Here is a 24,116-nt window from a genome sequence, read left to right as displayed (position 1 = left end):
AATATGGCTCGCCAATCGATTTTCAAAGGGATTATGACAAAATGGCAACAGCCCCTACTTTTTTTCAGGGCTACTACCATACCTTACCGCGTTTTCTTCGATCAGGTAGCCGGCCATAAGCGAGCGAAGCTTTTTGATTCAGGATTTGGCGATATTTCCTGTGTACGATTACGCTAATTATACCTACACAGGCTATTCGGGATATTCCGATTTACGGATACGGCGCCATTTCCAATATACGCTGCAAGACTTCATTTATACCAGAGCTATCCTCACTATATTTGTCAAAAATACTTACTAATCCACATCGAAGGTTTTCGACAATATAAGAAAACTCATCATAAGAACTATCGAATTTTTTATAAGGAATATGTAATACAAAATCAACGCGCTTATATCGATTAAAAAATGTAGGCCCCATGACTAAAGGCTTATATTTTTCGCGCGTTGCCGAAATAACAATACCAAGCTCAAAATCTTGTCCTTTGAACTTTTCCTTAAAATAAGTTATTTCCTTATCCAACGAGTTTAATCCTTTACGCAACTCTTTCATAACAAAACTGGGTATTTTATAACTGACATCAACTTCAGGATAAACTTGACATGTAGATATATTCATTTCGTCAACAACCCTTGTTTTTGTTGGCTTAAAGCTTTTTATTACCTTCCGGTGTATTACCAGTCTGATCAAAATACTCTTTTAATTTCTTAGTCTCCACGGCTTTCGCCTCTTTTGTCGTAGACATACTTTTATCAATAACCCTACCGACCACCTTGGAATCGGGGTTTTGCTTCCCCAATTTTAAAACTTGCTGATGCAACCTCGTAGGGAGGCCAGAGCTTTGCGTTAGCGATTTGGCCCAACGCGGACAAAGCTTTCTGATTCTGGAATTGGCGACGAATCAGTACGTCTCCCTGGATAAGACTAATATACGGCTAATTTTGCCTAAGCGGCCTAATCTTCAAATTCGTCAGTTTCGACAAGCTGGTTTACAAACAATTGAAAAGACACGCCTAACTTCTTTTTTGCCTTCTCATGATTTTGTTCGTCATTCAGCGCTTCATCCCATCTGTCAACCGCATAAAAGTAAACTTCGCCAGATGTATCGATGCAAAAGTAATTTCCCCCATGATCAATGGCAAACGGGATCAATCCTTTGGGCATTACATTCTTTGCAACCATCAGTAAATAACTATCTTCCAAAGTCCGCTCGGTTCCAACCGGGAATTTCATAGGCAAAAATTTTTTAACCCATAAAGAACGGCCATCCTCCAAAATCCAAAAACTATTTGAAGGTATACCCCCATTATGTATTAAATAATGATTGACCAATTCTTCCGGCAAAACGAGATCCAACTGTTGCTGAATATCTCCAATATCTTCCAGAGATAAATTCGCTCCACAATTCGAAAAAATCATTCTTAGCACCCCCAATAATTCTCAAAATGCGATTCTGAGCATTTCTTTTACATCGCGATCTCCCTTAGCAGGCTGGTGAAAAACCCGCCGATATTTCCCCTTACCTATTATTTTATTACCAACAGAATAAAATATCTTACAGCCAATACGAGCTGACGCTGCCCCACCATTCGCATATCTTTCGCCCCAGAAAATGCCTACTGATTCCTTAAAGAAAAAACCACCCTAAAAAATCATTAAAATCTTTCCATTGAGGCATTAATATACCTACTAAAAAATCCTCAATTTTTTTTACCGATCTCTAAATATAAAACCTCCCTTGTTTTTCTATTATAAAAAAAACACCTCCCCCTTCAAAACCATCTAGAGGTATATATTCCATCGGCAAACCAAGAGCATTGTGAGTTCTTTGTAAGCATATATCGTAACTTGAATTTGTTACGAACCAGCATATTTGATAAATTTCTCCATATTTTCTACTGAAAGTTGGCCCGTCCTCCACATGAAGATAAAATTCTGCAAACTGACTATCAAGATCAATGTCTAGTTCATTTAATGCCAACGAATGTTCTTCAGCAATATCCTCATACCACTAGCCATTAGCTTTAAAATAATTTATTACTTTATTCGACAACATATTATCCACAGCGTTTTAACATTTTTCTTCGCTCCTGCTCGGTTTTAGCTCTCTCGCGCCAAAAGGTTTGTCGATAGCGTCGACATCGGCCAGTGCCAGATTGCCATAGGGGTGGTAGCGGGCGGAACAGAGAATTATGCCATCGGTATCGGTCAGCTCCCTGGGCATGCCGAGATGATCCAGATGATAATGACAGGTGTTACGGCTATTTAGCCAGCCGGAATCATTGTTCGAAATAAAACTCTTTCGGACTCAGAGTTCAAACGAGTAATTACCACAATATTGTCATTTTCAATTAGCACATCTTTAAATTTGTATTGAAAGGCAATTTCATCAGACGGAGTAGTCAAAATTAATTCACTGAAAAGATCAATACCTTTTTTTGAAACATTAACAATAAAATTAGAGAACGTGGATATTATCGACTTCGACAGCCAGTACACGAGTTAGCGCCAACTGGCTTGTTCATATTGTAGTGGTCAACTTTTTTCGGACAGCCAAATAGGTTGTTGATCTGCCATTTTCATTTCATAGCCATTGGGCGGCAGGTAGCCCAGTGACGAATGCAAGCGCCGACTGTTGTAGAAATTGACGATATAGTCGGTCACGTCGCGGCTGGCTTCGGTATGGTTGGCATACTGGCGGCGCCAGACGCGCTCCATCTTCAGATTCAGAAAAAAGCGCTCCATCACCGCATTGTCCCAGCAGTTGCCCTTACGGCTCATGCTGCCTTGAAAGCCATGGCGTGCCAGTAAATCCCGGTATTCGTGACTGGCGTACTGGCTGCCCCGGTCGGAATGCACGATCAGGCCCGGCGGCGGTCGGCGCTGGGCGATAGCGATCTGTAAGGCCGTGCAAACCAGCTCCGCCGGCATGTTGGGCGCCATGGCCCAGCCCACGATTTTGCGCGAATACAGATCCAACACCACCGCCAGATACAGCCAGCCGCTCAGGGTCCGAATATACGTGATGTCCGAGACCCAGGCACGATTACTGGCCATAGCCGAATGGCAAAATCTGGTGTCCGACGAACACTTCAGCGTCGACGGTAACCGTATCATAAGGCGTTCCATTTGGCGTAACCTGTGATATTTTGTCTCCTGCGCCAAATCTCATCCCATCCGCGCCTTTGGTTCTGGAATGACGCCCCATCACATCTGCCAGAGTCTCATTATCAGAGGCACGGCCATGGTAATAAACTTCTCCATTAGGGGCTGTTGCCGTTTCACATCGGTAACCATATAAATGCACAAGCCAGGGCGATAGCACCTTCAAAATTGCGTTTTAGTTTGTCATATCGGGTGGCAATAGCTCTAAAATGTTTCAGTCGCGCAAATACGTTTTCAACGAGGTGGCGATATTTATAGAGACACCAGTCCATTTCCTCATTCCCGACTATTGAATTTTGTTTTCTTGGGATGATGGGGACTGTGCCTTGGTCTCGAATTTGAATCCGTAACGGCTCGCTGTCATACCCTTTGTCTGCAATCATGTAGCCCGCCTGGGGGAGCTTGGCCACAAATTCCGGCGCTTCTTTGCAGTCATGTACTTCGCCCCCCGTAATCGAGAACTGGATGGGAAGTCCACCGGCATCAACCGCCATATGGATTTTGGTCGTGTTGCCTGCGACCGATTTCCCGATGGCTGTTGGATTTTCATGGGCGCCGCCGCTACTGTGTTGATGGGCTTTAATAATGCTGCCATCAATAAATAACCACGCCCACAACGTTGAGCTTCCATTACATGATCGAAAAATATTCCAAACGTTATCGGTTCACAAACAACTTTAATTTGATTCTTGAAATCCCGGATATCAACATCCGCTGAAACGCCATATTTCAGTGGTTTGTAAACCCCTCTAACAAGTAAAGGAGTCGCATATGAAAATGTTATTGTCGGCGAAGACACCAATAGATTATGAAAAAAGAAGGTCGGCTTATACGCCTTTGGATCACGAGTTGTATCCAAGCAAATTCCTGAGAGGACCCCACCATTTCGCTGGATAAGGAATTGATCCTTCCATTTCTGGTACAGCGGAAAATACGCGCTCCACTCTTCTAACAATTCTCGCTTTTCTTTTGTAGTTGCCATTGTTATGGGTTGATTTCAGTTTGCCTAGTGACATTTGGCAGATTATTTAGATTCCGATTCAGCTGTCTGGTAGGAATCCCTCTGCCAGGATTGATGGTAAATTTATAGTCAAATACGTCCCCTGTGACTGGATCATAGACATCAGGACGCTAACTACCTGGCGTGCCCCCTAGGTACTTGAACGCCACCAAGGTATGATTGCTCGGTGACTAAATTCTGCCTTTGTCCGGTCATCCGCTGATAACGATTCATAAGTTTTTCAGCGTAGGTGTGTTTGTGCGTTCCCGCTACTGCACCGGTAGTGGTAGGTGGTTCCGCTGGCTTGGGTGCTGTCCTGCTCGTGCAGTGCCAAGGGCCGGAACCTAACATCTCTATCGTAAAACGTTCTTTCAGAGACTTACGCGAATACGCAGAAATATCTTCGAAATCAAACGGCTCACCACTCTGTCCAAACTTCCACTTACCACCATCATTAGCCGCAAAAATAGTTCTGCGGGCTGTTCCATCTTCGTTGTAGACCTCCAAAATTGACGCGCCGAAATAACCGCGACTTTCAGGAAGCACTATACTCGGCATGGTATGCCGCTGAGCGACCACACGTAGCGCTGGCCGTCTACATCTGCCAGCAAGTACAGCCATTGGTCCAGCAGCATCGGTTCCGCGCCATCCATTGTCAAAAAATACCGTCCAACCAGACTTCGACGTCATGAACAAAAATCTCGTCGCAACCGGGGAAGTAAATGGTAAAAGTGATCGAAAAGCAACATCGACTCCCCCAACTATATCGCCAATTTCCAGACGACTATTCAAGGGCTGCAAAATAGGCTGCTGCCATTCAATAAACTCATCAACAACCTGGTTTAACGGCATATCAATCAGTCCACACGACGAGGTGATGGGTTCCAAATGTCTATTCGCAATCATATGTTTAATTTTGGGTTCTAAGCTCAACTGAACCAGATGGGTCGTTGGCTCGTATTCTCACTTCGTGAGCCGGACCGCGTGTAGAACTGGATGTATCGAACTCAATATATTCGCGCTGACCAGCAGGACTAGTTTCTTGAACATCAGGACGATTTGTTCCAACACGCACGCCTTCCGCATTTACTTGCTGCTGATTGACGCGAATATCTCTATAGCCTGCCTGCTGCATTCTTTGCACTTCAGCTTGCGCGGCGGCATTTTGAGTAGGACTTCTGCCAATCGGCCTATTAGTTGGTAAAGCTGCGGGTGGTGTCGGGTTAACATTTACGTCCTGAGGTAACCTTCCCCCGCTACAGTCTTTCCCGGTCAATCCCAACGGATCAACCCAATTCACCGGATTAGGCGCATACCGGTAAACGTTACTTCCGCCTTCCAGCCCAATCGGATCCTGATGAATAAACCGTCCGGCATTCGGATCGTAATAGCGATTCAGGTTGTAATGCAAACCGGTTTCTTGGTCGTAATACTGGCCTTGGAAACGCAGCGGGTTGTCGATGGCTTCGACGTCGGCCAGGGCCAGGTTGCCGTAGGCGCGGTAGCGGGCGGACCAGACGATTCCGCCATTGGTATCGGTCAGTTCCCTAGGCCTACCGAGATGATCCAGGTGGTAGTGGTAGGTGGTGCCGTTGGCTTGGGTGTTGTGTTGTTCGTGCAGCGCCAAGGGCCGGAAGCTGCCGGGTTCGAATAGGTAGGTACGGCTACGCTGGCTATCGGTTTCTGCGAGCAGGCGCGGGCCGTCGTATTGAAAGCGGATTCGCCTTGCGCGGTGTGCTTGGCGATGCGCCGGCCCAGGGCGTCGTAGCGGTATTGCGTCGTGCCATTCGGCGTTTCGGCGCGGACCAGGCGGTTGTCGCTATCGTATTGGTAACGGGTGACGGTTGACGATTTGGCCGGCCTTGCCGCGTTTTTCTTCGATCAGACCGTGGACGAGGCTTTCTGTCACTGCAATCAGCGCTTCCATGCGTACGATTACGCTGACGCTAACAGTATCTACGCAGGCTATATTTTCAGAACCATACACCGCATCGCATCAGGTACATGGAATACCGACGCAATTACATTGTTAGCAAAATCAGGTTTGGGGGAATTTAGGTTGGGGGGCGACCGCATGGATGCATGAGTAGGGGCAATACCGGGGGCGATTGCCGAGACGACAGGAATCCCAACACGACGACATTCGAGCCACCGGCGACTATCAAAACCACGACCGTCAGCCCACAAAATCACCATCCAACAGGCAAGGCCGAACCCGCCAAAATGTTGGGGTTCGTTACCTCACCCCAACCTACAACTCTCACGTCGTAACACACGTCGAAATGCGTAAACTGGTTTGACAAGGCATTACGATTATGACGATACCATTTCTGATCGACAAAAGCCTACTGCAACAACCTTTGTACCTTCAATTAACTGAATCGGAACACCGTCGGTAAGATGGCCATAGTCGATCCGTGGATGGTAGATAAGTTCTATAGACACGACGACAAACTCTCCAAACATCGCCCCACTAGGCACCTCATTGATTCGAACCGCTAAATCTTCAGCAACTAAGCCAGTTCGCAAGTACGGAGCGTAACCGCTGCCGACAGGCATCGATATCCGCCCCCCTTCGCTATAAGGCTTGAACCTGACTTCAACTAAAACGTAAGGTTTTTTTGAGTTGTAGCTTGTAGCGCTCATTTTGGAAGGATATTTACTGTGTTAAACCATTCATAAAACTCGGGGCGCTCGTAAACATCAATACCGATGGCTTCCCCCCTCAGGATCAACGTGTTGATACATTTCACCAAGTTTTTCGGTTGGAACATCAATAAAAGTCTTAGTGTATTCCCGCTCAGGATTTGCCTTAATAAACTCGTCAACACTAGCTTCATCAAAGGCAAAACGTTTGAAAGTAGAATTCGGATGGATATTGTAATCACCATATTTCTTTACATCAGCCAATTCCTCTGGTTCGACCGCCCGCCACAATCTTGTCGTAGAACTTGAACAATCTTTACCAGTTAACCCCAACGGATCAATCCAATTTACCGGATCCTGTGTATAACGATAAACGTTGGCCCCACCTTCTAAACTAATCGGATCCTGATGAATAAACCGCCCGGCATTCGGATCGTAATACCGGTTCAGGTTGTAATGCAAACCGGTTTCTTGGTCGTAATACTGGCCTTGGAAACGTAGCGGGTTTGGGATTTGGCGACGTTTCCCAGCGTACGATTACGCTGACGCTAATCTTGCCTAAGCGGGCTGCGTAAAAATCGCGGGTCTATGCGTTCGTTGAGCCCAAGGCACTCCCTATCATAGTAATAGACAGTGTCATAATTAACGCTGATGTCTGCTGAAACGACTATTACCTGAAAGCCAGCATCGGTGTTAAATTGGATGCTGATACTAGGTGACTCAACCGCATATTTATCAACTATATGCTTAGAAACACTATCTTCAGCACATGAAATTATATCGCCACCAGAAGGGTTAGAGCCCCAAGACATCGGCCCTTGAAAGTAACGGAGCCCGAGAAAGTCTATTTCTATTAAATGGTAATAGCACAAATCAGTGCTTCCCACTATCTTAAGCTGTCCCTCTTCCAGGCTTAGAACTTCAAAGTCTAGCCAATGCTCAGAGGAAAATTTTCTATTTATTTCAAGTAAGTTGTCACTATAATCGGCCATAATGCTGCTAAGGAATAGGTGTCAGAGGAATTGGAATATGAGTTGCAGATGCGGCTACGTTTGCTGCGGGATTCACTGGCGCAGTTTTGAGAAAACTGGTGGGATACCAGTTCCCGGCGGCATCGCCATACTCCCACCCAGATCCTTGCCCGTTGGCGTTTAAGCCCTGTGAACGTCTAGCTACCCGATAGGTCGTGCCGGTAGCGGAGTTGCTTCCCGGTGGAGCCTTAGAATCTGGCCCATGTATCCTAACTTCATAATCATATCCGTTCTCAGACCATTTTTCTTTGAACCCAGATGGATATTGATCACCAGATTTATAACCTTGGCGTTTAAGCGCTACGTCCAGATGCTGCTTGCATGTCAATCCGAAAGGATCCACCCAATCGATTGGATTCGGAGCATATTGGTATAGGTTATTCCCACCTTCCAACCCAATCAGATCCTGATGAATAAACCGCCCGGCATTAGGATCGTAATACCGGTTCAGGTTGTAATGCAAACCGGTTTCTTGGTCGTAATACTGGCCTTGAAAACGTAGCGGGTTGTCGATGGCTTCGACATCCGCCAGAGCCAGGTTGCCGTAAGCGCGGTAGCGGGCGGACCAGACGATTCTGCCATCGGTATCGGTCAGCTCCCTGGGCGTGCCGAGATGGTCCAGGTGGTAGTGGTAGGTGCTTCCGCTAGCTTGGGTGTGGTCCTGCTCGTGCAGCGCCAAGGGCCGGAAGCTGCCGGGTTCGAATAGGTAGGTGCGGCTGCGCTGGCTATCGGTTTCCGCCAGCAGGCGTGGGCCGTCGTATTGAAAGCGGGTTTCACCTTGCGCGGTGTGCTTGGCGATGCGTCGGCCTAGGGCGTCGTAGCGGTATTGCGTCGTGCCATTCGGCGTTTCGGCGCGAATCAGGCGGTTGTCGCTATCGTACTGGTAGCGGGTGACGCTGTGGCCGGCCTTGCCGCGTTTTTCTTCGATCAGGTTGCCGGCGACGTCGTAGCTGTAGTGGCGGTCGCCCATCATCAGCAAGCGGTCGCCTTCGACGCGGCCGGTTTCGGCGCTGGCGCCCAGCAGGTTGCCGGCCGGGTCGTGGACGAAGCTTTCCGGGCTGAGGCCTTCGCTGCGGATCAGGCGGGCGGCGGGATCGTAGTGGTATTGGCTGCGGCCCTGGCGCAGGTCGTCCAGTTCGCGGAGCTTGCCGGCCGTATCGTAGCTGTACTGGCGACCGATCAGCGGCGCCTGGCCCTTGCCGGCGACGCGCTGCCGCAATAGGCGGCCCAGCGGATCGTAGTCGTAGTCGGTGTTGAGTGGGCCTTGACTGCGGCCGATTTCCCGGCCCAGATCGTCGTAGCGGTGGCTGGTGAGGGTTTGGCCGTCGAATTCGATGCTGTCCAGGTAGCGCTCGCCGAAACGGTAGTCGATGCGGTGCCGGTCCGGGGTTTCGGTGTGGATGCGCCGGCCCAGCAGGTCGTATTTGTGGCGGACGATGGCGCCGTTCTGGTTTTCCTGGTTGATCTGGCCCAGGGCGTTGTAACCCAAAAGCACCAGGCTGTCGGCATTTTTGGCTAGTTGCAAGCGGCCCAGCGGATCGTAGCCGTATTGGCTCAGACTGCCGTCGGCGGCGTGTTTTTTCAGCAGCCGGCCGAGGCGGTCGCGTTCGAAGCGGGTGACGCTCCAATCGCCGTCGGCGCCGGGTTGCAGGTAGGCTTCCAGCGCGCCGGCGGCGTTGTAGCGGTAGCGTTGGATGCGGCCGTCGAAGCCGATTTCTTCGATCAGATTTTCGTCGTGGTCGTAGTTAAGGCTGTAGGTTTCGCCTTTGGGGTTGATCAGGCCGATCAGGTTGCGTTCGCTGTCGTAGCGATAACGCATTTCGTGGCCCAGCGGATCGATGCGGGCGGTGGGTTGGGACAGGCCGTCGTCGTAGCGGTATTCGGTGGTGTGGCCCAGGCCATCGATGTAATGGGTCAACAAGCCGGCGGCGTTGTAGCGCAGTTGCACGGTGCTGCCGTCCGCGTGTTGCACTGCGGTAACGCGGCCGGCCGCGTCGTAGCCGTAACGGGTGGTGCGTTTGTCTTGATCGACGATGGCGACGATACGGTCATCATCATCGTATTGGTAGCGGGTCTTGATGCCCTCAAAGCCGATCTCGCCGACCAGGCGCAACTGTTCGTCCCACAACAGTGAGCGGGTGCGGCCCAGTGCATCGGTGATACGCACCGGCACGCCTTGGGCGTTGTATTGGTAGTGGGTGACCGCGCCGTTGGCGGCGACGGTTTCCTCCAGACGGCCGCCTGCGTCGTAGCGGCGCAGCCAACGCTGATCCAAGGCATCGGACACGCCGACCAAACGGCCTTCCTGGTCGTAGCTAAAGCGAGGCTAAGTCCTGCGGACGCCAGTCATTAGAAGTAGTGGCATCGTTGCACAAGCATTTCGCTTATTGAATTTCACATCCTATGCAAATGGGGATGTGCAATATTTTGAATATATTAATGGCCTCGGCACATCAGCTATTCCGTCAAAATATTTCGCAGGCATGTTAGGCGTTAAGTTATGGGGTATCAGGTATAAATAAACTTCTTACCGAAGCATCACGGGTCGGACTGTAGAAGGGAAGAAGGCTCGCTTCACTGTCTGATATGGCAGATTCATTTCCTAAAACATCAATTTTCTTCCATGCGTTAGGATGTCCATAGACGAACGATACATTGTCGGTATCGCTCATCCGAAACCCATCATGATGGGCAATAATCTGCCAATCACCTTCCAGACGCCTGTCAAATAAGCTGTAGGAATCTAAGATAATCGGCGAACCTAAGCGCTTTGCTTGCTCAATCAATTCAGTTGTAACGGATGGAGATTTTAGAACTTTGTCAAATACCTCAACAACGTGCCCAATATCTACTTTTGCTAAAACTCTACCAAATCCAAACTTCCCCTCATAAAGTTTAAACACAAAAATATCACCGCACTTAATAAAACGTAACATTGTACGAGGCTTTGATCCCCACTCTTTGACATTAGATAATTTCATCCGCAGTCACCTCCATTTAGCGCTTTCATCTTTGCCTTATAATTATTTTCAAAGTCGGCCTGTCGAGTTGGATCACGGGTCGTATTCTCATGATCGAATGAGTTGACTTTATTACCTCGATTCGTGCCTGATATTTCTTCTCCAATCCTACCGGTCTTTGTTTCATATTGCTCCATATAAGCTTGTTCATAACCTCGCGCTTGCCCATAAGTTACATTTCTGTCCAAAGGACGTAAAGTTGCTCCATCAGTTAAACGTCCAGAATCCAAATGCTCTCCTCCTCTCCTGGTGAGATCGTTAGAAATTCCTACGTAATATGGTTTATCCGCTCCTTTGTCGAACAGCCCGTACACACTATAGCCAGACGTGCTTTCGTGAACCCATCCAAGTGGATCAATCCAATTCACTGGATTTGGGACATATTGGTAAAGATTGCAGCCTCCGGCCAACCCAATCGGATCCTGATGAATAAACCTTCCGGCATTTGGATCGTAATACCGGTTCAGGTTGTAATGCAAACCGGTTTCTTGGTCGTAATACTGACCTTGAAAGCGTAGCGGGTTGTCGATGGCTTCGACATCCGCCAGAGCCAGGTTGCCGTAAGCGCGGTAGCGGGCGGACCAGACGATTCTGCCATCGGTATCGGTCAGCTCCCTGGGCGTGCCGAGATGGTCCAGGTGGTAGTGGTAGGTGCTTCCGCTAGCTTGGGTGTGGTCCTGCTCGTGCAGCGCCAAGGGCCGGAAGCTGCCGGGTTCGAATAGGTAGGTGCGGCTGCGCTGGCTATCGGTTTCCGCCAGCAGGCGTGGGCCGTCGTATTGAAAGCGGGTTTCACCTTGCGCGGTGTGCTTGGCGATGCGTCGGCCTAGGGCGTCGTAGCGGTATTGCGTCGTGCCATTCGGCGTTTCGGCGCGAATCAGGCGGTTGTCGCTATCGTACTGGTAGCGGGTGACGCTGTGGCCGGCCTTGCCGCGTTTTTCTTCGATCAGGTTGCCGGCGACGTCGTAGCTGTAGTGGCGGTCGCCCATCATCAGCAAGCGGTCGCCTTCGACGCGGCCGGTTTCGGCGCTGGCGCCCAGCAGGTTGCCGGCCGGGTCGTGGACGAAGCTTTCCGGGCTGAGGCCTTCGCTGCGGATCAGGCGGGCGGCGGGATCGTAGTGGTATTGGCTGCGGCCCTGGCGCAGGTCGTCCAGTTCGCGGAGTTTTCCGGCCGTATCGTAGCTGTACTGGCGACCGATCAGCGGCGCCTGGCCCTTGCCGGCGACACGTTGCCGCAACAGGCGGCCCAGCGGATCGTAGTCGTAGTCGGTGTTGAGTGGGCCTTGGCCGCGGCCGATTTCCCGGCCCAGGTCGTCGTAGCGGTGGCTGGTGAGGGTTTGGCCGTCGAATTCGATGCTGTCCAGGTAGCGCTCGCCGAAACGGTAGTCGATGCGGTGCCGGTCCGGGGTTTCGGTGTAGATGCGCCGGCCCAGCAGGTCGTATTTGTGGCGGACGATGGCGCCGTTCTGGTTTTCCTGGTTGATCTGGCCCAGGGCGTTGTAGCCGAGCAGCACCAGGCTGTCGGCATTTTTGGCTAGTTGCAAGCGGCCCAGCGGATCGTAGCCGTATTGGCTCAGGCTGCCGTCGGCGGCGTGTTTTTTCATTAAGCGGCCGAGACGGTCGCGTTCGAAGCGAGTGACGCTCCAATCGCCGTCGGCGCCGGGTTGCAGATAGGCTTCCAGCGCGCCGGCGGCGTTGTAGCGGTAGCGTTGGATGCGGCCGTCGAAGCCGATTTCTTCGATGAGGTTTTCGTCGCGGTCGTAGTTGAGGCTGTAGGTTTCGCCTTTGGGGTTGATCAGGCCGATCAGGTTGCGTTCGCTGTCGTAGCGATAACGCATTTCGTGGCCCAGCGGATCGATGCGGGCGGTGGGTTGGGACAGGCCGTCGTCGTAGCGGTATTCGGTGGTGTGGCCCAGGCCATCGATGTAATGGGTCAATAAACCGGCGGCGTTGTAGCGCAGTTGCACGGTGCTGCCGTCCGCGTGTTGCACTGCGATAACGCGGCCGGCCGCGTCGTAGCCGTAACGGGTGGTGCGTTTGTCTTGATCGACGATGGCGACGATACGATCATCATCGTCGTATTGGTAGCGGGTCTTGATGCCCTCAAAGCCGATCTCGCCGACCAGGCGCAACTGTTCGTCCCACAACAGCGAGCGGGTGCGGCCCAGTGCATCGGTGATACGCACCGGCACGCCTTGGGCGTTGTATTGGTAGTGGGTGACCGCGCCGTTGGCGGCGACGGTTTCTTCCAGGCGGCCGCTGGCGTCGTAGCGGCGCAGCCAACGCTGATCCAAGGCATCGATCAGTTCGACCGGACGGCCTTGTTTGTCGTATTTGACGCGCTGACTAAAACCCAGCGCATCGGAGACGCCGATCAGACGGCCTTCGTTATCGTAGTTAAAGCGGGTGACGCCGCCGTCCGGCGCCACGGTTTGCGCCAGTTGGTTATCGGCATTGTAACTGTGGCGGGTTTCCCGACCTTCCGGGCTACGCTCGGAAAGCAACAGGCCTTGCGGATCGTGCCGATAAATCGCGACGCCGCCGCGCGAGTCGATGGCATGACTGACGCCGTCCGGCAACCATTCGAAGCGGTAGTCGTAAACGCCGTTATCGCCCCAGTTGTGCAAGCATTTGCCTTGCGGCGTGTCTTGATCCCATTCGAAATAAAAGTTAAAGCCGCTGGCCAGGGTGCGGCGGGCGACGACATGATTGCGGTAGGCGTAGGTTTCGCCTTGATCGAGCCGGTCGCGAGCACCGATTAAATCGCCTTCTTCGCTATAAAGATAATTTACCAGCGGCTGGCCGGCCGCTTCGAATCCGTTTCCGCTGCGCTTGCCGGGACGAATGGCGACGACGCGCCGGCCTTGCCGTTCCAGCAGTAAATGCTTATTCCAACTGGCGGAGATGCGCTCGACGTCGCCGTTGGCGTCGCGGTGAAAATACAGGCTTTGGCCCTGGCTGTTGTGCCAGGCCCGCAGAGGGCAACGGCCAGACCGACCGGTGAAGGTTCTTGCTAAGCCGCTAGGATCGACGATGCGATACTGGCCGTTTTCCCGATACAAGCGCAGTTGTTCGGATATATTAATGCTATGAGCGCCCGGCTTCGGTAACGGCAATTCGACACGCTGGCCGTCGGCATTACAAAAGGTGACGGCCTCGCCGATCTCCAGCCATTCGTCCAGCGGCGTCAGCCACCCGTAACCCAGTTGCCGGTCGATGTCGGACTGGCCGCTTCGATAGAAACGCCGCCATTCCAAAGGCAGCGGTCCGTCCCAGGTAAAATCCACCTTTTCCAGCATTTCCTCGCCGGTCACCATGCTGATTGGGCAGCCTTTAGTGACGCATTGGCTGCCAACCGGTTCGGCGGGTTTACTGGAAGTTGCGGGACCTGCAGCTTCTCCCTCCGCCGCCGCACCCGCGCGAGCCGGCGCTTTACCGGATGCCGATTTGCCGGTTGCTTGCGATGGCGTTACTGCTTCCGAGGCGGCTCCCGATTCGCGGGCCAAGCCTTTTTTTCCGCGTAAAGAACGCACTTTTGCCAACAGCGCGACGAAGGCCGCAACACCGATCACCGCGATGGCTTCCGCCAGATGCGTGGCAGCTTCGTCTAGATCTTGTTCGCTTCCGGCAGTGGCGGTGATCGCCAAAAATTCGCCCAGGTCGCGGGCGACGCCGAATACCGCGAGCCCGAACATCAGGATGCCGCCGACCAGCATCAGAATATCGACGATTTCGCCAACGCCAAACACGTGGGCGCCAGCCCAAATAACCAATGTTGCGGCCATGATCGCCAAGCTTTCCGGACTGAGCAGCGCCTCAAACTCGCGGCGCATACTGCCGGGCAGTTTGGGTGCGGTTAAACGCAAGGCTTCGGAAAATTTGCGCTCCAGCGTCCAGCTCCCCACCGTTTCCACCGGTATCGGCATAGGCATATTAGGTGCGGGAGCCGATTGGACCGCGCTAGTACTGGCAGTTGCGGGTGGCGGTGGAGGCATCGGCGCTGCGACTTTCGCTTTATCACCCTTCAGCAGATAAAACCAGGTGTCTTTACCGACGATACCGTCCGCGTTAATGCCGACACTTTGTTGATACTGGCGCACGGCATTCGCGGTAGCCTGAGCAAACCGCCCATCAAGGACCAAGTTTGGCGATGGACTAATACAGGCGTTAAGTAAGCCTTGCAACTGCCGAACCTCGGCACCTTGCGAGCCCGGCTTTAATGTCGGTAAACCGCTACGAGTCGCTACTATGCGCGGTGCTGCCTTGGCCGGTTGGCCGGGTAATACGCCTATGGGTGTCGGCCGTGGCGTAGCATCGCGGATCGTCGTGCCGGCATCGATGTTGCGCGGCCGGATCTCGGAGCCCGTTGGCCTGGGATCTTTCCATCCGGCCATCTATACCTCCATCCAGGCACACGCTGTAGTCTGGATGGACGCATTGTCGTCGCGACCCAGCTCGACGCCGGCCCGGCGTCCCTTATCCCTGTAGTATTCCAGCATTATCCTTACTCTATCCGGTTGGTTTCGCGCGGCGGAAAAATGATCATCAGTTGATCATCACCATCCCGCCTTTAAGGGTCAGCATGCCATCGCCACTCACCGTGGTCTGCAAGCCCTTCAATTCGGCCTGGGTGTCTGCCTGGATTTTAACGGTCATGCCTTTGATTGTGACGCCACTATTGTCGATTTTAATGCTGTTGGAGCCCACTTTAAGCTCTATGGACTGCCCGGCTTCTTCGGAAATGCTGCCGGCGTTGACTTTGACGGTCCGGTTCCCTTGGGTGACGGTCAAACTGTCGTTGCCTTTGTCGATTTCCACGGTGTGATTGCCGGTCTTGACCGTCAATTTGTCGTTGCCTTGATCCAGCGTGATGGTGCGGTGATTGTAGATGTCCACGGTTTGGTCGCCGGCATCTTTTTTCTCAAAACCGATTTTTTGCACGTCGTTGTTTTCAACAATGCGCGTAAAGTTTTTCTCGGCGTGCATGTAGAGCTCTTCGTTACCTTTCTTGTCTTCGAAGCGAATTTCGTTGAAATTTTCGGCCGCCCCATTTGGCGTGCTACGGGTTTTAATCCCGCTTTGGGTTTTGTTGGCATCCAAGCTATAAGGCGGCATTTGTTGGGCGTTATACACGCGCCCGGTGATGATGGGATTGTCCGGATTGCCTTCCAGAAAATCGACGATCACTTCCTGGCCGACGCGCGGAATAAACATCGATCCCCAGTTATTGCCGGCCCAAATCTGCGCAACCCGCACCCAAAATGAGCTATTTTCATTTTTTGTGCCAAGCCGATCCCAGTGAAATTGCACCTTAACCCGGCCATATTGATCGGTCAGGATTTCGTCGCCGCTGCCGCCGACGACTATGGCGGTTTGCACACCCTGCACTACCGGCACACGGGTACGCCGCGGCGGACGGTAGGCGTATTCGGTACTGATAACGGAATAGGTACATTGAAACTCGTCCATGCCGCCCGCTTCGGCAATACCGTAGTCGTTGTTTTGGATCTGGAATTGGGTGGATACCGTCAGATATTCACGGTTTTGATCGGCACGCGGAAATTCCGACAAGGTGAATTTTTGTCCTACCGCCAGCGTGCGCACATTGCCGAGCGCAACGGTTTGCTCGTGCTCCGCGCGTAGCTCTTCCATGCGCAGGCGTGAGTATCGCTCACCCTCGCTGTCTACTTTGAACTCCCCCGGATAGTCGTAGACGGTTTTGCTGGCTTGAGCATGTTCGCCAGGCAAATCTTTGACTTTGTCCAAAGGCGCGGTTGTCGCCTCGAAATCGAAATCCTTTAAGCGGTAACTGCCGGAACGAATTTGCCGTCCAAGCCGCCATTCATAAAAATGCTCCTCGTCGCGCCCGCCCTGGTTTGCGGCAGGGTAGTATTTGACCGTGGCCGGTGTCGCTGCCGCCAACTTGGTAATGTCGTCGCACAACACCAGCGAATGAATGCTGTCGGTATGCGTGAAGTAATAGTAGATACCTTCTTCTTCGAGCAGCCGGCTAATAAAATTGAAGTCGGTCTCCCGATACTGCACGCAAAAATCGCGGGGCTGGTAGGTGGTGGAAAACTTTGTCGTTACGTCGGTATAACCATGCTCGGCGAGGACAGCCTTGACCATGTCCGGTACATTTTTGGTCGCCGGCGCCGGCGATAAAACGCGACAGTTACTGGCTTGCGTCAGTAACCAAACTTTCGGATGCACAATAGCTCGGTAGAAATACAGGTCGCCGAGCATACCGAATTGGTTAATCTGCGTGACAATGCCGTTGAACGGGCGTAGCGCACCGTTATCCAGTTGCAATTTGACGGTAATGCTGGTGCCCAACACCGTTTGCAGATCAATATCGCCGTTCTCGCTCAGCAATTCCAACTCGTACTCGAACAAACTGCTCAATTGTTCTTTACCAGTCATCCGATACAGCACAAAGGTATCCGCACCGGCGGCTGTCACCACCGAAGCGGTGCGAGATTCTTGAGAAAGTGGCATGGTGAAATCCTAACGCTAAAACGATAATTTTGAGATAAAGCCGGCGTCAGCCACCGATCAGTACCGTAGGGTAACCGAGAATAATGGTGCCGCCATGGGCGCACATATCACCCATCCTGGCGGCCGGCATGTTGGCTATCATCACGGTTGCCGACCCTTTTGCGATGGTATCTGGCGGCCCAACACAGACCAACATATCAGTCGCGCGCGCCGCAGGCATATTGCCTATCATGACGGTCGGCGCACCGGGGCCGCTGATCGGTCCGCCGACATGCGGGACCGGTCCCGTAAACATCGGGCAAACATGCATATCTGTTAATCGTGCGGCCGGCTGTCCCATCGCAATCTCCTTAAGCCGCCTGCCAAAGTCGGCCGTTACCGCCGTTGGCAATATCAATAGCCTGATCGATAAAAAATTGGTATTTCTCATAGGCCTTTTCCGGCTGAGTCAATACCGCCGCCAACATTACCGCACCGGCCACCGCCTTGGCCGTCAGATTATCCGCAGGAGGAACCGATGGTGCGTCTTCCGGCGCCATACTGCCATCACTCCAAAACGCGGCCATGGCTGCCCATGCGGCAGGGTTTTCGAAGGATGCGCTGTGAGCGGCAGCGTTGGCGGCCCGGCGATTAGGCTCGGTTGGCTTAAATACCCACAACTCTGCAGCATCGAGCGCTTTAACGACTTCAGGGGGTGTTTGCGGGCTCACCACACTGCGCGCAGAAAGGCAGGCCCACCAGGTCGCTTCGCGCTTGGGTAACGCTCTGGCCATAAAACGCACGGCATCGGGATAAAGTTGCTGTTCGAGCAATTTATTCAAAAAATCAACCGGCGCAGGGTCCGCAAGTAGGCCTGCAGTTGCTTGCTGATCCAGTTGAATATCCTGGCAAATCGCCGAGGCTTTAGGTATCGATACTTTAGTTAATGACACTGCGCCAGCCATGTATTCCCCACTTTCCGTTCACCTTTCAAATATAAATCGAAAAACCGTTCAGCTTATTATGCCGTTTATCTCACTACGCAGACTCATCATCGTCACTCCATTCTTTTTCATATCCGGCGTTAACCAGATAAGATCTTAGTGTGTTCATGATGTACTCATCATAGGCTTGAAGATCGCGATGACCAGCGGCATCAAACCCTTGCTCAGCATCTTTAACCGACTCGTCGACCATCTGCCAGAAAAACGCCGTCAGCAGTTTGGCCTCGTGGGCGTTTTTTACATATCCTTTGTCAATAATCTCGATGATGCCATTTGCTTGTAGTTTATGAGCATAGTGCATGAGTATTTCTTTTTCCTCAGGATACTTGTAGGCAATCATTTCAAGAACCTTTCCACATGCGGATATACTGCCATTCTATCGGCAATCATCAATAGTTTTGCCGCTAAGGCGTCGATGGTCATACGCTCGGTAACTGTTAACAAATAGTGCTGATTATCCCGAGTATCTTGTACAAACTTGAGCCCAGCCGGCAATTCAAAGCTCGCCAATAACCAATTAATATCAATTGGCTTATCTTTATTCCATTTACGTTTTAATTTGATCTGATCTTTTAAATGATTCCATCCAGCCGAAAATGAAAGCCCCATTTGTTCATGCGGTTCCACCCAGTTTTTGCACGGCGAAAAAAGATAATCTTTTTCTCGTATACCTTCAATCATAGCTCCTTGACTTTGATCCAAATACAAAGTCGGATGCTGTCCGGCAACAATAGGCCGAGCCCGAAACTCCCCCAGCCCCTTAATATATTCCCGCAAATCATTGACTGAATTTAAATGTGTCATCTTTACTTACAGAGATTATCATTGTGAAGTACCCCAGACTTTTTTAAATTGTCAAAATAGGCGAAAGCTATCGTAGCTCAGAATAGCGTTAACGTATTCTAAGGAATGACTCCTAGAATACGTTTCACTACTCGGACCTTCAGTTCTTAGAACCCCTTAGCCATTACTCCCGATAAGCGGGAATCTTGGATTCTTACGGTTTTCTTGCATAGAGTGATAATGACCTGGATAACTAAATATGGACGGCGCAGGCCACAATTACGAAAATACATTCCCCAGAATTGTGTCTTTATATACGCTGCAAGCGTTACCGCTATCTCTATTTACAAATTTAATCCCAATTCCACGTAGCCTTATTGAAATTTAGGAACTTCCCCGTATCCAATTCGACACCGGCGTTAATCCCAGATTTTGTCGCCAAATTCGAGCCAACACCTGGGACAAATTGCTTTAGCTTGGGGTCGTAAACTTGAGTTGCACTGGCGCGTAGGCTTAGGTCTCGACAGCAACACCAGATAATTTCATGTCCAGCCAAGTCCTTAACAATATCCTTGAGTTTCTTCGCTGCGGTAACTCGATAGACTCTGCAATTGGCAGAATCCGGATTCTGAGCCAACGCAGCATCAGTTGGTCCGATATATTCTGCATCATCGGGATACAGCGTCATATTCTGGCAGCTACGATACTCACCTACGATGTTTGTTGGGCTACCTTTAAAGGTTCCATTGACAATTTTATAAACATCGCTCGAAAGCATGAGCTTTGCATTCTCAGTATAAAACTTAACGGTTGTTCCTTTTGGCAGATCAAAGTATCCATCCGACACAGTCCAACCACCATGCCCTGTCATAAAATATTTCATTTTCAACTCCCCTATTTTTTATTGAGCAAATAGTTTAATGATCTAAAAGCTTCAATCATTTGTAACAAACCCAGCGACAAGGACTGAGCAACGGATAGGCATCCGATGTGTCAGACACTGGAACCTAAAGCAGATTTTTCACACAATATCAACGCGCTCTATTCGACTATAAATTAACAAGTCGTCCAAATAGCTCACCTGAGTTTGAGCCCCCCGGTGCTAGGTTATTAACCGACACTAATCTCGATTTTGGGTCTAGCGTTACCAGCCTGCCAATTGACCCATCTAATTTTAATGCTGCCTGCTTCCCTACACCCTGAGCCAATACTCGGAATTGCACATATTTTGCATCCTAACTTACTTTTAACAAATAGTCTTTCAACCACTTACCAAACAAATACGCCGTAAAAAATAGCCCATCTAAATAATTCAAAAATCACTCTTCCGTATTATTAAATACCCAAAAAACAAGCCAAACCATCATCAAATCAATTCTTCATATCAACTTTAAACGCGCATTTAAAATCAATTTTTTATGGCCTATATTTTCTTGTAAAAATTGATTTCACTCCAGACTCTCTAAACAAACTTTTACTCTGTTTTCCGACAGCCCGTATTAATTCACCAGCAACCACTCTTTAGGCATGAAAATACAATCAAATAACCAACTCGCAACCGAGTATTCGAACCTAATCTAAAAAGCGATAGTTAAATTTCAAACAAGTTTTTGCCAATTCGCAACATCAACCGACGACTCAGCCATCACAGTTACTATCCGATGATTCGTCCCCTGACCGACAATAATTACTATGCTAAGCCTGTCTAATTCGGCAATAGATTTACTCCCCCCATTTCCTAGTATCACTTCATAAGCCTTAACAAAACTGGGTAACGGACTTACGAAATGAAACCTGCTATCAGGATACGTAACATGCTTATAGTAGGTCGGCGACGGCGAACTTTTAAGCGCTAACGATACAAGTTGCTGCTCGTCTTCCTCTTTCTGATCCTCCCAAAAAATCTGCGGAGTCATAATAGGCACCTTGACAATCTCCTCGGTGGAAGTGCCATGCCACCCCTTCTTTATAACAACCTCTTCCTTTTCCCCTGTCTTAACTGAACGAGTTACTTTTTTTTGAAAAAACGTAACTCGTGCAGCTCCAGTTTTATGAGCCATCGCCAAAGTCTTAGAACGATGTTTGCCGTCTTTATGACCTGCGAAATAACCTGCCAAAGCGGACGCCACATCCATATTAATACCGCTCACCGCCGCTTCCGCAATGCTCTTACTGACCGCCATGATTTTATCCTCTACTTAAAATTGAACATTCGGAAAACTACAACGAGCCCCTTAAACTTTGTCATCTATGGCCCCGAGTGGAGCATCAGACCAACTTAAGGTGTCAGGAAAACCCATACCCAAACTCACCGTCCTCAACCTTCACATGCACTCTTTGGATAGGCGTACCCTCCATCATTCGGGTCAAGAACTCCTCACTAATCTTCGGCAACACGGTATTGGTCAAAATGGCGTCTATCATCCGTCCGCCGCTTTCCAATTCAGTACAACGGCTGGCAATCAGTTTGATGACTTCGTCGTCGTAACTGAACGGGACTTTGTGCGATTCTTCGACGCGCTTTTTGATTCGGCCCAATTGCAACCGGGCGATTGCGCCTATCATTTCGTCGTTGAGAGGGTAGTAAGGAATAACGACTAAACGTCCAAGCAAGGCTGGCGGAAATACTTTTAACAACGGTTCGCGCAAAGCCTTGGCAATGCCTTCCGGCTCCGGCATTAAATCCGGGTCTTTGCACAAGTTGGCAATCAGGTCGGTGCCGGCATTGGTGGTCAGCAAGATCAAGGTATTTTTAAAATCGATGACCCGGCCTTCGCCGTCTTCCATCCAGCCTTTGTCGAACACTTGGAAGAAAATCTCGTGCACATCGGGGTGGGCTTTTTCCACTTCGTCCAGCAATACCACACTGTACGGCCGGCGCCTTACCGCTTCGGTCAACACGCCGCCTTCGCCGTAACCGACATAGCCCGGAGGCGCGCCTTTCAAGGTGGAAACGGTATGCGCTTCCTGGTATTCGCTCATGTTGATGGTGATGACGTTTTGCTCGCCGCCATATAAGGTTTCGGCTAGCGCCAACGCGGTTTCTGTCTTACCCACGCCGGAAGTACCGGCCAGCATGAATACACCGATGGGCTTGTTCGGATTATCCAGGCCGGCGCGCGAAGTCTGGATGCGCTTGGCGATCATCTCCAGTGCGTGGCGTTGGCCGATGATGCGCTGCTCCAGCAAATCCGGCAGCTTCAGTACCGTTTCGATTTCATTTTTGACCATCCGGCCAACCGGAATGCCGGTCCAATCTTGCACAACAGCGCCTACAGCCTGCTGATCGACGGTTGGCAAAATTAGCGGCGACTCGCCTTGTTGTGCGTGGAGTTGAGCCTGCAAGGCTTTCAATTCGGTCAGCCAAGCGTCGCGATCATTGGCTTCGCTACCAGCATCGCCTTCCGCCGGTTCGGCTGTATCGACAGCGTGTCCAGCCGATCTGAGTTTGCCGCGCAATTCCAAAATCTTGCCGACCAATTCCTTCTCGGCATTCCAACGCTCTTCCAAACCAGCCAGCCGCTCCTGTTCGGCAGCCAATTTTTCGTTAGCTACTTGCTCCCGCGCAGCCACTTCGACACCGACGGCTTTTTCCCGGCCGATAATCGCCAACTCAGTTTCCAAGGCTTCTATGCGTTTACGGCAGTCGTCCACTTCGGCGGGCACCGCGTGTTGGCTGATGCCGACTCGGGCACAGGCGGTGTCTAATAAGCTGACAGCCTTATCTGGTAATTGCCGGGCGGGGATATAGCGATGGGATAATTTGACGGCCGCTTCCAGCGCTTCATCCAGAATCAACACCTGGTGATGTTTTTCCTGCACCGAGACCACGCCGCGCATCATGCCGATGGCTTTTGCTTCGCTCGGCTCCAGCACTTGCACGACCTGAAAACGTCGGGTCAAGGCCGGGTCTTTTTCGATATGTTTTTTGTATTCCGCCCAGGTAGTGGCCGCGACGGTGCGCAATTGGCCGCGTGCCAGCGCCGGTTTTAATAGATTGGCGGCATCGCCGGTACCTGCCGCGCCGCCCGCACCCACCAAGGTATGGGCTTCATCGATAAACAGAATGATGGGTTTTGGCGAGGCTTGCACTTCTTCGATGACTTGGCGCAGGCGGTTTTCGAATTCGCCTTTCATACTGGCGCCGGCTTGCAACAAGCCGACATCCAAAGTCCGCAAGCTCACATCGCGCAATGACGGCGGCACGTCGCCGGCGACGATCTTCAGCGCAAAGCCTTCGACGACTGCGGTTTTGCCGACACCGGCCTCACCGGTCAGAATCGGATTGTTCTGCCGGCGGCGCATCAGAATATCGATGACCTGCCGAATCTCTTCCTCACGGCCCACGATAGGATCTATTTTGCCGTTACGCGCCTGCTCGGTCAGGTCAACGGTAAATTGTTTCAGCGCCTCCTGCTTGCCCATCGCTGCCGGTGCAATCGCACCGCTGGCTTCGCCGGGCGTAGCGCCAACCAGCGAACCATCATTGGCAACCAATCCATCTTCGGGTGAACCGGACACAATCTTCGGCAACTCGTCGGAAACCGTATCCGGTCTGAGTTTTTCGAACTCTTTGGAAATTCCCAGCAACTCGTTGCGCAAGGATTTGGTTTTCAACATACCGACCAATAAATGGCCGCTGCGCACCTGAGACTCACCGAACAACAATGTGCCGAAGACCCAGCCGCGTTCGACACTATCCTCGATATGCGGCGAAAAATCGGAAATAGCTGTAGAACCGCGCGGCAAGCGGTCCAGCGCGTTAGTCACGTCCTTGGCAATCACCGAGGCATCCAAACCGTAATGCTTCACCAAGCGGTGCAAATCGGAGTCTTGCAGTTGTAGCAGTTGGCTTAACCAATGCACCAACTCGACATAGGGGTTGCCTCTTAGTTTGCAAAACACCGTCGCACCCTCGACGGCTTTGTAACAAACCTTGTTCAATTTCCCAAACAACTTGACTCGGCTAATTTCCGCCATGGTGTTTATTCC

Annotated in this window: 21 protein-coding genes and 2 pseudogenes; 1 reads left to right on the top strand and 22 read right to left on the bottom strand. The window is 51.1% G+C overall.

Going from position 1 to position 24,116, the window contains the following annotated elements:
• Window positions 1–211 precede the first annotated feature (211 nt).
• The 8 genes and pseudogenes from ACR02O_RS04520 to ACR02O_RS04485 form a co-directional block, all read right to left on the bottom strand.
• Complete coding sequence (locus ACR02O_RS04520) at window positions 212–619, bottom strand: hypothetical protein (protein ID WP_494522876.1); 408 nt, start codon at window positions 617–619, stop codon at window positions 212–214.
• A 336-nt stretch (window positions 620–955) separates the two neighbouring features.
• On the bottom strand, window positions 956–1,420 hold the full coding sequence (locus tag ACR02O_RS04515) for an SMI1/KNR4 family protein (RefSeq protein ID WP_458138963.1): 465 nt from the start codon (window positions 1,418–1,420) through the stop codon (window positions 956–958).
• Between the two features lie 301 nt (window positions 1,421–1,721).
• A complete protein-coding gene (locus tag ACR02O_RS04510; protein ID WP_494522875.1) occupies window positions 1,722–1,982 on the bottom strand; it encodes a hypothetical protein in 261 nt (86 codons plus the stop codon).
• A 90-nt stretch (window positions 1,983–2,072) separates the two neighbouring features.
• A complete protein-coding gene (locus tag ACR02O_RS04505; protein WP_458139212.1) occupies window positions 2,073–2,240 on the bottom strand; it encodes an RHS domain-containing protein in 168 nt (55 codons plus the stop codon).
• Window positions 2,241–2,536: 296 nt separating this feature from the next.
• Window positions 2,537–3,055, bottom strand: a pseudogene (locus ACR02O_RS04500) (IS3 family transposase); the annotation flags it as partial.
• A gap of 227 nt (window positions 3,056–3,282) precedes the next feature.
• A pseudogene (locus ACR02O_RS04495) lies at window positions 3,283–3,822 on the bottom strand (IS5 family transposase); the annotation flags it as partial.
• Window positions 3,823–4,301: 479 nt separating this feature from the next.
• Window positions 4,302–5,072, bottom strand: coding sequence for a hypothetical protein (locus ACR02O_RS04490; protein WP_494522874.1), 771 nt, complete (start codon window positions 5,070–5,072; stop codon window positions 4,302–4,304).
• 4 nt (window positions 5,073–5,076) lie between these two features.
• A complete protein-coding gene (locus tag ACR02O_RS04485) occupies window positions 5,077–5,793 on the bottom strand; it encodes an RHS repeat-associated core domain-containing protein (protein ID WP_458138930.1) in 717 nt (238 codons plus the stop codon).
• Window positions 5,794–5,891: 98 nt separating this feature from the next.
• Here ACR02O_RS04485 and ACR02O_RS04480 point away from each other — a divergent pair, with 98 nt between their 5' ends.
• Window positions 5,892–6,014 carry a hypothetical protein gene (locus tag ACR02O_RS04480; RefSeq protein ID WP_494522873.1) on the top strand — a complete coding sequence of 41 codons (123 nt, stop codon included), beginning with the start codon at window positions 5,892–5,894 and terminating at the stop codon, window positions 6,012–6,014.
• A 465-nt stretch (window positions 6,015–6,479) separates the two neighbouring features.
• Here the strand turns inward: ACR02O_RS04480 and ACR02O_RS04475 are convergent, their stop codons facing one another.
• The 14 genes from ACR02O_RS04475 to tssH all read right to left on the bottom strand — a co-directional run bounded on the left by ACR02O_RS04475 (window position 6,480) and on the right by tssH (window position 24,104).
• Window positions 6,480–6,812, bottom strand: coding sequence for a hypothetical protein (locus ACR02O_RS04475; RefSeq protein ID WP_458138928.1), 333 nt, complete (start codon window positions 6,810–6,812; stop codon window positions 6,480–6,482).
• 57 nt (window positions 6,813–6,869) lie between these two features.
• Window positions 6,870–7,325 (bottom strand): RHS repeat-associated core domain-containing protein, encoded by a 456-nt coding sequence (locus ACR02O_RS04470; protein ID WP_458139211.1) that lies wholly within the window; start codon window positions 7,323–7,325, stop codon window positions 6,870–6,872.
• 35 nt (window positions 7,326–7,360) lie between these two features.
• Window positions 7,361–7,804 (bottom strand): hypothetical protein, encoded by a 444-nt coding sequence (locus ACR02O_RS04465; RefSeq protein WP_458138927.1) that lies wholly within the window; start codon window positions 7,802–7,804, stop codon window positions 7,361–7,363.
• A 7-nt stretch (window positions 7,805–7,811) separates the two neighbouring features.
• On the bottom strand, window positions 7,812–10,130 hold the full coding sequence (locus ACR02O_RS04460; protein ID WP_494523451.1) for an RHS repeat-associated core domain-containing protein: 2,319 nt from the start codon (window positions 10,128–10,130) through the stop codon (window positions 7,812–7,814).
• 211 nt (window positions 10,131–10,341) lie between these two features.
• Window positions 10,342–10,824 (bottom strand): immunity 26/phosphotriesterase HocA family protein, encoded by a 483-nt coding sequence (locus ACR02O_RS04455; protein ID WP_458138926.1) that lies wholly within the window; start codon window positions 10,822–10,824, stop codon window positions 10,342–10,344.
• Entirely contained in the window at window positions 10,821–15,254 is a 4,434-nt protein-coding gene (locus tag ACR02O_RS04450) for an RHS repeat-associated core domain-containing protein (protein ID WP_494522872.1), read from the bottom strand. The genes ACR02O_RS04455 and ACR02O_RS04450 overlap by 4 nt, the downstream gene beginning before the upstream one ends.
• Window positions 15,255–15,405: 151 nt before the next feature.
• Window positions 15,406–17,358, bottom strand: a complete 1,953-nt coding sequence (locus ACR02O_RS04445; protein WP_415879295.1) for a type VI secretion system Vgr family protein — start codon at window positions 17,356–17,358, stop codon at window positions 15,406–15,408.
• 46 nt (window positions 17,359–17,404) lie between these two features.
• Window positions 17,405–17,698: a PAAR domain-containing protein gene (locus ACR02O_RS04440; protein ID WP_101053084.1), complete on the bottom strand. Its 294-nt coding sequence runs from the start codon at window positions 17,696–17,698 to the stop codon at window positions 17,405–17,407.
• Window positions 17,699–17,708: 10 nt separating this feature from the next.
• The gene (locus tag ACR02O_RS04435; protein WP_225892927.1) at window positions 17,709–18,290 is read right to left on the bottom strand and encodes a DUF6931 family protein; all 582 of its coding nucleotides are present in this window, start codon (window positions 18,288–18,290) and stop codon (window positions 17,709–17,711) included.
• An 85-nt stretch (window positions 18,291–18,375) separates the two neighbouring features.
• A complete protein-coding gene (locus ACR02O_RS04430) occupies window positions 18,376–18,681 on the bottom strand; it encodes a hypothetical protein (protein WP_205451564.1) in 306 nt (101 codons plus the stop codon).
• A complete protein-coding gene (locus ACR02O_RS04425) occupies window positions 18,678–19,145 on the bottom strand; it encodes a hypothetical protein (RefSeq protein ID WP_205451565.1) in 468 nt (155 codons plus the stop codon). The genes ACR02O_RS04430 and ACR02O_RS04425 overlap by 4 nt, the downstream gene beginning before the upstream one ends.
• 331 nt (window positions 19,146–19,476) lie before the next feature.
• Window positions 19,477–20,007 carry a putative adhesin gene (locus tag ACR02O_RS04420; RefSeq protein WP_205451566.1) on the bottom strand — a complete coding sequence of 177 codons (531 nt, stop codon included), beginning with the start codon at window positions 20,005–20,007 and terminating at the stop codon, window positions 19,477–19,479.
• 715 nt (window positions 20,008–20,722) lie between these two features.
• Window positions 20,723–21,307 carry a hypothetical protein gene (locus ACR02O_RS04415; protein ID WP_205451567.1) on the bottom strand — a complete coding sequence of 195 codons (585 nt, stop codon included), beginning with the start codon at window positions 21,305–21,307 and terminating at the stop codon, window positions 20,723–20,725.
• Window positions 21,308–21,410: 103 nt separating this feature from the next.
• Window positions 21,411–24,104: a type VI secretion system ATPase TssH gene (tssH, locus tag ACR02O_RS04410; RefSeq protein ID WP_205451568.1), complete on the bottom strand. Its 2,694-nt coding sequence runs from the start codon at window positions 24,102–24,104 to the stop codon at window positions 21,411–21,413.
• Window positions 24,105–24,116: the final 12 nt, after the last annotated feature.

It is taken from the genome of Methylomonas sp. PHL2-19, assembly GCF_059331595.1.
This window is presented reverse-complemented; position numbering and strand designations above follow the sequence as displayed.